Source organism: Paenilisteria newyorkensis (genome assembly GCF_000766145.1).
GTDB classification, from domain to species: Bacteria; Bacillota; Bacilli; order Lactobacillales; family Listeriaceae; genus Listeria_A; species Listeria_A newyorkensis.
Genome location: NZ_JNFB01000021.1, coordinates 1 through 9,004 on the forward strand (window position 1 = coordinate 1; position 9,004 = coordinate 9,004).

Here is a 9,004-nt window from a genome sequence, read left to right on the forward strand (position 1 = left end):
TTCTTTTGGATTCCCTTGAGAATCGTGTGTCGCATTATATTTCTATTTCTTAATTACACACTTTTCTTGACAAACCCATGAATCCTAGGTTCATTATCTACACAGTTTTTCTTCTTTGATACAAGAACGAAAAAGTGTGATCCCGAAACCGTTGCTCCTGCGAAAGCCATTGTAGAAGAATACTAATTTATTTTGTATGAGTGATTAGTCTAGCCTGAAACCAACCATCATTAACGCTAATACTGTAATCTACATGTTTGTATTTTTGGGATAATTCACTAACGATATACAACCCGCGTCCTAAATGCTCTTTCTTTGTAGTAAAACCCTTTGTTAAAATTTGTGAAATGTTGATGCTAGACTGGCTAGCTATCGGATTTTCGATTATAATGATGAGCCCATTTTGTTCTTGTGTAAAAGATACGACCAGGTTTTTATCATCTATATTTGCTGCATACTCGATAGCATTATCTAAGTAGATACCAATAATTCGAACCATGTCTAACAGCTTCATATCAATTTTGAAAACCGGTTGATTGACAATTAATTGGGTACTAATATCATGGAGATGAGCAGATTTCAGTTTATTCAATAGTAACTCTCGGATAGGAAGTATTTTTATTTTCATTAACTCCTTTTCCTCAAAAGCGATGGTATTATGTTGGGTATACGTATAGATTTCTGCTATATAAGATAGGGCCTCCTCCGTTTTATCTTCTTTAAGAAAAGCGGTGATAGTGAATAGTAAATTCTTTATATCATGCTGTATATTCAAAGACTTCTCTACATTTTGGTCTGCTATATTGATGTAAGAAGCGTTTAACTCACGCTCCACAGCATAGCGATTTTTTTGCGACGTGCCGAGTGTTTGAAGTAACCATATAACTGAAATTAGCAGAAAGCAGAAGTAGGCAATAAAAAAAGGAAGTGAGAAAAGATCTAATACATAGTACTGAATATACATGTATGCAACAACTGAAAAAGTAATGCTGAAGTTTATAGAACGACTACTTTGTGGAAAATACGCAACGAGTGATTCTATGCTTTCTTTATATTTAGCATCTTTAAAGAACAAGTAAACAAAAATATAGATAATGTTCTCTATTATCAACACCGTTAGGATGAATAAAGTTGTGTTACTCAAAATAGCATAGCTACTTTTCTCAGCTTGAAAATACAAAAAGAAGCCTATAGGTATACGAATACTCATAATTAAAATATACTGTGTGAAAGAAACAAAGATAGCAAAAAAGTAATTTCGAAAATTATAGAAAATAAAGATTGCCAGTAAGCAGTTTATAGTAAATTGGCAGAAGAATAACATCCTATAATTAGTAAAATCATATAGCATGATGACACCTGATATAAGCAAACAAGTTAGTAATGTATAATACTGTTGAGAATTTACAATACGATATTGATAGATAAATTTTATCCAGTAGATCTTATTAGCTAAATAAAGTAATACGATAAAAAAGAAAATCATAACGTTTCTCCGTAATCCTGTATATATTTTTTTAGTTTCAATAAAGGTTTTCGCCCGATGTGCAATGTATGATCATTTATAAAAGTGATTTCATTGTCTGAGAGTGAGAGCTTTTTTATGTTCTTGATGTTGATAACAAAAGACTTAAAAATAGTGCAGAAATCTGTATTATCTGCAAAATGATCTTTGAACTTGCTTATACTACCAGTCAACAAATCCTGTCCTTCTATAGTCCAAAGCATAGTACTGTACCTGTTATTTGGAATGGTTTCAAAATAAAGAATACTAGAGAACATAAAGCTCCTAACTTCCGGGCCATTTTGGATAAAAAGCGTATCATCAAATTGAGCTTGGATTGTTGTATTTGCTTTCCTAATAATATCTCCGACTTGCATGTTTATGTTTTTGGCTTGAAATTCATCTTTCGTTATATAACCAAAAGGAATACAACCCCGATGTATCGCCTCTAGTGCTTTTTCTTTATGGCTAGTAATAAAAACAATGAAACACCTAGTATTGTACTCCCGAAGTTGAACTGCAATATCAATCCCTGAAAAATACGTATTTAAATCAATATCTAAAAAAAAGATGTCAGTATCTGTAATAGAGTCGGATGAAATATTTTGGAAAAAAGGGACTATGTTATCGATTTCTTCTATTTCAGATGTCAGGCTAATGTCACCTAGCACTTGGATAACAGCTTTTTTAATCGAATCTCTATGAATAAAGTTATCATCAATAATAAATATTTTATTAATCGACATAGTAAATTCCCCCTTTTCTTTGATTATAGCACAAAAGGTATTTTATTAAACATCAAGGGGCACGCGCGATGTGAGAAAAAATCTTATAATAATAGTATATTATGAAAGAGCATCAGATGCAGATAGACGTTGGTTTTTCGCTAAAGGTTAGATCGAAATATTACGAAAAAAAGAACATGAAAAAGCAGATTTGCATATATGTATCAGATTGACAAGAATTAATGATATTTGTTCACTTTTTTATTGGATATAATTATTGTAGCGAGTGTAATAAGGCTAGATTGACGAGTATACAATCTGTGACACCCCACGGAAAAATATCAAGAAAGGAGAGTGCATATTACAAGTCATACATTTAATATGCCACGTGAATGATGAATTTTTTCGAATTTCATGAAAATATATTAAGAGACGATTTCTTTGAAAAGTATTTAGATGATAAATTATCAAAAAAAAGTAAAAAAATAGTCACTAAAGTATACTATACAGATAAAAATAAAGTAGCGATAATAAAAAGCGGATTATTTATCTGTGAAAGACAGTCGATTATCCTGAAAAAAGGCGATTATATCTACAATCAAGACACAGAATTAGTGGCTATTGAAACAGGAGAAATTCAAGAGTTTAATGTGACAGAGCTTGTATCACTTTTAGAAAAAGAAGAATTACTATCCAATTTTTATCTTGTCTTAGTAAATCAGTACTACAAGCGAATCCACTTCCTAAAATCGATGGTATCTTTTTCATCACGCGATAGAGTGAAATTTTTGTTGGAACGCATCAATGTTTATGCGACGAATGAGTTAGATGTTTATGATATAGGAATCCGCCAAGTTGCTAGATTTTGTAATTGTTCTTTAAACACCGTAAAAAAAGCGATGTAATAAATAAAATTCGTAGTGACCAAGAAGCTTGGGTTATGAGTTTCCCATTATCAAAAAACTTTCACCTTGATAGAAGGAGGACCGTATTTTGTTTAGAAATACAAATAAAAAAGTTATAAAGAAGGAGACTATTATGTTAAGAAAAGAATTAGGAAAAAAAGTGGTATCATCAACTGCAATTGCAGCACTACTACTTTCATCTGTAAGTGCACCAGTGAGCGTGTTAGCTGCAGTTGAAAATACAAATGAGGTAGATACAACAGCGAGTACAGTCGTATCAACAGACTACAATGTTATTAAGAACAGCACCTTTAGACTGAGTGGATATGAGGTTCCGAGTTGGAAAATTAGTGCTGGTAATAGAAGTCAAGCAGCCGAAGCGAATAGTTTGACTGCAACAAAATTTGAAGACGGCTGGAATGTAACCGAAAAAAGTTACGACATTGTTAAAGGATACAGAGAGCTTAATGAAGATGGGAATAAAGGTATTACCATAAGGGACATGGCACCTAATGGCCAATCAGCAAAATATATCGCTATAAAACAAGAACTTACAAATCTCATTCCTAACAAGGAGTATGTTCTTACATTTAAGAGTCGATTGGAATCCACTAACGGAAGTACGGGTCAGATAGAGGTCCAGAAAAGTGAAGATTGGTGGTGGACTTCATATACTTCTGAACCGTCTACATCCACAGATTTTATAGAACATACTGTGAAACTCACTTTCACTAGTAATACAGACACCATTACAATTACTGGGAGTAATGGCGATGCAGGTAACTTGCAGTATAGTTTTGCAGATGTTCAATTAATACCTGCTGATAAGTATGAAGAATTCAAAGCAGAAAAAGAAAAAGAAGAAGCTGCACAAAAAGCGATTGATGAGCTATTTGTAGATAACAACCCAGAAAATAATGTGAAAGATACTGTAACGCAAGCTGATATCGACAATGCACAAGCGAAAATTGATGAAATCCAAGACGAGACGAAAAAAGCAGAATTACAAGAACAATTAGATAAAGCGCAAGCAGAGCTGGATGCTAAGAATGAAGCCGCGGAGAAAGAAGAAGCTGCACAAACAGCAATCGATGAGCTATTCATAAATAACAACCCAGCGAATAACATTAAAGATACTGTAACACAAGCTGACATTGATGATGCCCAAGCAAAGGTCAATGCTGTAACCGATCCATCGAAAAAGGCAGAATTGCAAACACAGCTAGATAAAGCACAGAACGATCTAAATGCGAAGAAAGACGCAGAAGCGAAAGAAGCGGCAACAGCGGCAGTGAAAGACTTGTTCGTTGGTAATAATCCAGCAAACAACATCAAAGACACAACAAATCAAAAGGCAATTGATGAAGCACAAAAATTAGTAGATGCAATAAAAGATCCAAGCACAAAGGCAGAGCTACAAAAGGATATTAATAACGCTCAAGAAAAACTAGATACTAAGAATGCAATTGTAGTTGCGCCAACAGTTAGCGCTGTAACTAACAAAGATACAGAAGTCAAAGGTAAAGGGACACCAGGATATCAAGTAGTAGTTAAAATTGGATCAGAAACGTATACAGGTGTAGTTGGCATAAATGGTGATTTTTCTGTCAACATTCCAGTACAGAAAGCAGATACACTCATTACTGTCGCACAACAGAACCCAGAAAAAACGGGGCCTTCTGTCACTGTGAAAGTTGGAAACTATATTCCTGCAGCAGCACCAATCATAGATAGCGTAGGTCCTTTCCAACAAGCGATTACAGGTAAAGTGCCAGCAGGTACAGTGTCCGTGCGCCTACTAGTAAACGGTGTACCACAACGTTTAGTCGCTCCTGATGCTAACGGTAATTTCTCGTTCTATAGTCGTTTTGTTTCAGATGGTACTGTATCCAACCTGCGTTTACAAAAAGGAGACATTATCACAGTCGATTATGGTATTAGAACACCAGCAAACCTATCTACTACTGTAGTGGTAAATAATGCGGTGAAACCAATTGTTGATACAGTGCAAGCAGAGTCAGACTATATCACTGGTTTAGTACCAACAGGAACACAAGTATTGCGTCTATCTATCAATGGCGTTGCACAGCGTACTGTAACACCACAAGAAGATATTGAGGCAGTTACTGCCGGTGGGATTGGTCCGAATGGCAAATTTAAAATTTACAGCCGCTTCTTCAAAGATGAAACAGGCGTATCACGTAAATTGAAAGCTGGCGATAAAATCACTGTCGATCTTGGCGCACAAATTCCAGGAGACACAGGCACAACCGTAACAGTTGTCGCTAAATAATTGCATGCTCGAACTCTTGACTGGCGCGAGCCAGTCAAGAGTTTCCCTTTTTAAGAAATACGATACTTACATGGAGGTTACAAAACGAATGAAAAAAGCAACGATTATTGCCATGCTTGCCGCGATGTCCTTCACATTAGGCGCTTGCGGCAATACAGCAACCGACACGAAAGATAACACACCCAAGTCCGAAACCGTAGCTGAAAAACCAGACATGACGAAAAAAGTGGACGGCGTCGCAATCGACATGACAGAAGCAACGAAACTCGACAAAGCTAATAAAACAGACGACACCATCATCAAAATTCACTTCAAAGGCAAAAATAACAGCCCTGATCCACAACCGCTAGACGCTATGCTGCTTACTGTCAAAAACAGCGAAGGAAAAACACTCGACATATACCCATCAACAAGCTTAGGCAAAACATTAGCGCCAGGCGAAAAAGCAGAAGGTGACGCATTCTTTGTCCTAAAAGGCGAGGCACCACTCACCGTTACCTATGAAAACCCCGAAACAAAATCAAAAGCAACATGGACGATAAAAACGATCAAGGATGCGAGTTAAATGGAAAAAACACTCGATATCAAACATATCGGCCACTTCTTTAAAAAATATTGGTACATCGTTGTCGCGGCTTGCATGGCAGGTATGATAGCGATGACCCTCTATACCTCTTACTTTATTACACCGACGTACCAAGTATCTACAGATGTCCTCGTCAATCAACAAAAAGAAGAACAAGTGACTGCCTCCGATGTGCAATCGAATCAGCAGTTCGTGAACACCTATTCCGTTATCTTAACGAGCAATCGCATTTTAGATCAGGTGAAAGATAACTTAGATTTACCTCAATCAGTCAAGCAACTCAAACAACAAATCGCGGTTGAAAATGTAAACAGCTCGCAAGTCATTAGCATCCAAGTAACCGATGATAATCCGGAAGACGCCGCCCTTATCGCGAATGAAGTGACGACCGTATTCCAAAAAGACATCAAGCACATCGTGGATCAACAAAATGTCACCATCCTTTCAGACGCCAAAGCCGAGGACAATAAGACGCCAATCGCGCCAAACAAGAAATCTGCTGCAGCAATAGGTGCCTTTGTCGGGTTCGTATTGGGAATTTTATTATCGTTCCTGCTTCAACTGCTCAATACCACCATCAAATCTGAAAAGGACATCGAAGCCATAACAGACATTCCAATTATGGGCTCCATTCAAAACGAACGGAAGAAGAAGGTGAAGAAACGTGCAAAAAGAGCGCTCAAAACTACTAATTAAGCACCAAAAAGGCTCGAAAATCGCCGAACAATTCCGGATGATTCGAACCAATATTGAATTTATCAGTAAAAAAAGATCCCTAAAAACAATCATGATTACGTCGACAAAACCACAAGAAGGCAAGTCCACCATCATCGCGAATCTGGCAGACGTGATGGGACGTCAAGATCTCCATGTATTAATTATTGATGCTGATTTACGTTTACCATCGCAACACTACATTTTAGGCGCTGATAATTCAGTCGGACTAACGGATATTTTAGAAGAAACGGTTGATCTCGAAGCCGTTATCCAAAACACAGTGCTAGTTAATGTCGATATCATTCCGGCTGGTCAGAGTCCAAATAATCCTTCTGAACTACTATCTAAACCGGCGTTAGCAGCATTACTTGAAACCGTCAAAAAACAGTATGACTTCATTTTAGTAGATGCACCGCCAGTCATCGTCGCGGATACAACGATTATCGCTCAAGAAATCGACGGCATCATCATGGTTGCCGAAGAAAATAAAACACCGAAACAAAAATTCCAAAAAGCATTGACCACATTAAAAAGCACCCACACCCCGATTTTAGGCATCATCTTAAACAAAACGAAACAAGATAAAAGTAGCAAATATTACTATTACAACAAATAAGTTGGCAAAGGAGACCTTTCAATTGAAGAAACAAACGAACGTACCGCAGAGTGATGTTTTTGCGGAAGCACTATTGCAACGCACCATAAAAACAACACTTTCCGAAGATATCCAACCAAAAATATATCAGAAAAAAGTGCTTATCACGGGAGCTGGGGGTTCTATTGGTTCAGAAATTTGTCGTCAGGTCTATGCGTTACAACCAGCTGAAATCATTTTAGTCGGTCATGGCGAGAATAGCATCTATCTGATTCAACATGAACTGATGAACTGGACGAATCAAACAATCAAGATCACAGCTGCAATCCAAGAAATCCAAGACAAAAAAGGAATTCGCCGATTGATGGAAAAAGTCCAACCTGATTTTGTGTTCCACGCAGCCGCTCACAAACACGTACCACTCATGCAAAACAATCCACATTCCGCCGTTGCGAACAATATTATCGGGACAAAAAATGTTGCTGAAGCGGCGGGTGAAGTTGGCGTTGAAACCTTCGTCCTTGTTTCGACGGATAAAGCGGTGGAACCACAAAATGTCATGGGGGCAAGCAAGCGTATTGCAGAAATGATTGTCGCCCATTTCAATCATAACTATGAAACAAACTATACAACCGTACGATTCGGCAATGTACTCGCAAGTCGCGGCAGTGTCGTCCCACTTTTCCTGAAACAAATTGAAAAAGGCGGACCGCTCACATTAACCGATCCTGAAATGACGCGTTACTTTATGACGATTGAAGAAGCCGCGAGTTTGGTCGTGAAGGCGGGAACAATGACGAACGGTGGCGATATTTTTGTCCTCAACATGGGGGATGCGGTGAAAATAAAAGATATTGCCGAGCGATTAATCACGATGTCTGACAAGCAAAATATAGCGATTCAATATACGGGTATCCGAGATGGTGAAAAGCTTCATGAAGGCTTGCTCGAGATGGAGGAACGTGTACAAATGGAAGAAACCGAAGAGATGTTCATCGGTAAAGCGGTTATCACAGCAGAATATTTGATTGATGATCTACTCCTGAATTATGAAAATTTAGCTAAAGATGCCCTAACTATAGAACTTTTAAAAATAGCCAATCGACATAAAGCTCACATCCCAATGGAGGTCTAATTATGTATTACGAAATGATGCAAGAGAAAATAAATAGGAAAAACGCCACGGTCGGTATCATTGGACTCGGTTACGTCGGATTACCTTTGGCGATTGAATTCGCTGAAGCTGGATATCATGTCATCGGTTTTGATATCCATGCGGGTAAGGTCAACCAACTCGCACACAGCGATTCATACATCATTGACATCACGAATCAAAAACTAGCAACCGTCGTGCAAAATGGTCATTTCACGCCAACAACCGATTTTTCGAAGTTAGGGGAGGTAGACGCGGTTTGTATCTGTGTTCCGACACCGCTCACGAAATCGCAAGAACCGGACATGTCTTACATCATGGCGGCCGTAGCAGAAATTAAGCGTTACATGAAACCAGGGATGCTGATTACGCTGGAAAGCACGACGTATCCAGGCACGACAGAAGAACTCATCCAAACAGAAATCGAAGCGCTAGGTTATCGCGTTGGAGAAGACTTTTTCCTTTGCTTCTCACCAGAACGCGTCGATCCAGGGAATAAAACATTCCAAACGAAAAACACGCCGAA

The 9,004-nt window shown here is 37.9% G+C and carries 9 protein-coding genes; 7 read left to right on the forward strand and 2 right to left on the reverse strand.

All coding sequences use genetic code 11. The features are described 5' to 3' along the window. Positions 1 to 187: 187 nt before the first annotated feature. On the reverse strand, positions 188 to 1,210 hold the full coding sequence (locus tag EP58_RS09275; RefSeq protein ID WP_159106219.1) for a sensor histidine kinase: 1,023 nt from the start codon (positions 1,208 to 1,210) through the stop codon (positions 188 to 190). Between the two features lie 272 nt (positions 1,211 to 1,482). Next, positions 1,483 to 2,250, reverse strand: coding sequence for a LytR/AlgR family response regulator transcription factor (locus EP58_RS09280; RefSeq protein ID WP_036092803.1), 768 nt, complete (start codon positions 2,248 to 2,250; stop codon positions 1,483 to 1,485). Between the two features lie 371 nt (positions 2,251 to 2,621). Here EP58_RS09280 and EP58_RS09285 point away from each other — a divergent pair, with 371 nt between their 5' ends. The 7 genes from EP58_RS09285 to EP58_RS09315 form a co-directional block, all read left to right on the forward strand. Then, positions 2,622 to 3,134 carry a hypothetical protein gene (locus EP58_RS09285; protein WP_036092806.1) on the forward strand — a complete coding sequence of 171 codons (513 nt, stop codon included), beginning with the start codon at positions 2,622 to 2,624 and terminating at the stop codon, positions 3,132 to 3,134. A 160-nt stretch (positions 3,135 to 3,294) separates the two neighbouring features. Then, positions 3,295 to 5,427, forward strand: coding sequence for a toxin Cry1Ac domain D-VI-related protein (locus tag EP58_RS09290; protein ID WP_141087968.1), 2,133 nt, complete (start codon positions 3,295 to 3,297; stop codon positions 5,425 to 5,427). 88 nt (positions 5,428 to 5,515) lie between these two features. Beyond that, on the forward strand, positions 5,516 to 5,992 hold the full coding sequence (locus tag EP58_RS09295; RefSeq protein WP_036092810.1) for a DUF4352 domain-containing protein: 477 nt from the start codon (positions 5,516 to 5,518) through the stop codon (positions 5,990 to 5,992). Beyond that, positions 5,993 to 6,709 (forward strand): YveK family protein, encoded by a 717-nt coding sequence (locus tag EP58_RS09300; protein ID WP_052164819.1) that lies wholly within the window; start codon positions 5,993 to 5,995, stop codon positions 6,707 to 6,709. Next, a complete protein-coding gene (locus EP58_RS09305) occupies positions 6,678 to 7,346 on the forward strand; it encodes a CpsD/CapB family tyrosine-protein kinase (protein WP_036092813.1) in 669 nt (222 codons plus the stop codon). Before EP58_RS09300 ends, EP58_RS09305 begins: the two co-directional genes overlap by 32 nt. Before the next feature lie 22 nt (positions 7,347 to 7,368). Continuing rightward, the gene (locus EP58_RS09310) at positions 7,369 to 8,460 is read left to right on the forward strand and encodes a UDP-N-acetylglucosamine 4,6-dehydratase family protein (protein WP_052171417.1); all 1,092 of its coding nucleotides are present in this window, start codon (positions 7,369 to 7,371) and stop codon (positions 8,458 to 8,460) included. Between the two features lie 2 nt (positions 8,461 to 8,462). After that, the coding region (locus EP58_RS09315; RefSeq protein WP_036092816.1) for a nucleotide sugar dehydrogenase at positions 8,463 to 9,004 on the forward strand (542 nt) is incomplete at its 3' end.

Bases quoted from the DNA above. Each gene is read 5' to 3' on its own strand.
- EP58_RS09275 (WP_159106219.1), bottom strand. From the start codon at position 1,210: ATGAGTATTCGTATACCTATAGGCTTCTTTTTGTATTTTCAAGCTGAG.
- EP58_RS09280 (WP_036092803.1), bottom strand. From the start codon at position 2,250: ATGTCGATTAATAAAATATTTATTATTGATGATAACTTTATTCATAGA.
- EP58_RS09285 (WP_036092806.1), top strand. From the start codon at position 2,622: ATGATGAATTTTTTCGAATTTCATGAAAATATATTAAGAGACGATTTC.
- EP58_RS09295 (WP_036092810.1), top strand. From the start codon at position 5,516: ATGAAAAAAGCAACGATTATTGCCATGCTTGCCGCGATGTCCTTCACA.
- EP58_RS09300 (WP_052164819.1), top strand. From the start codon at position 5,993: ATGGAAAAAACACTCGATATCAAACATATCGGCCACTTCTTTAAAAAA.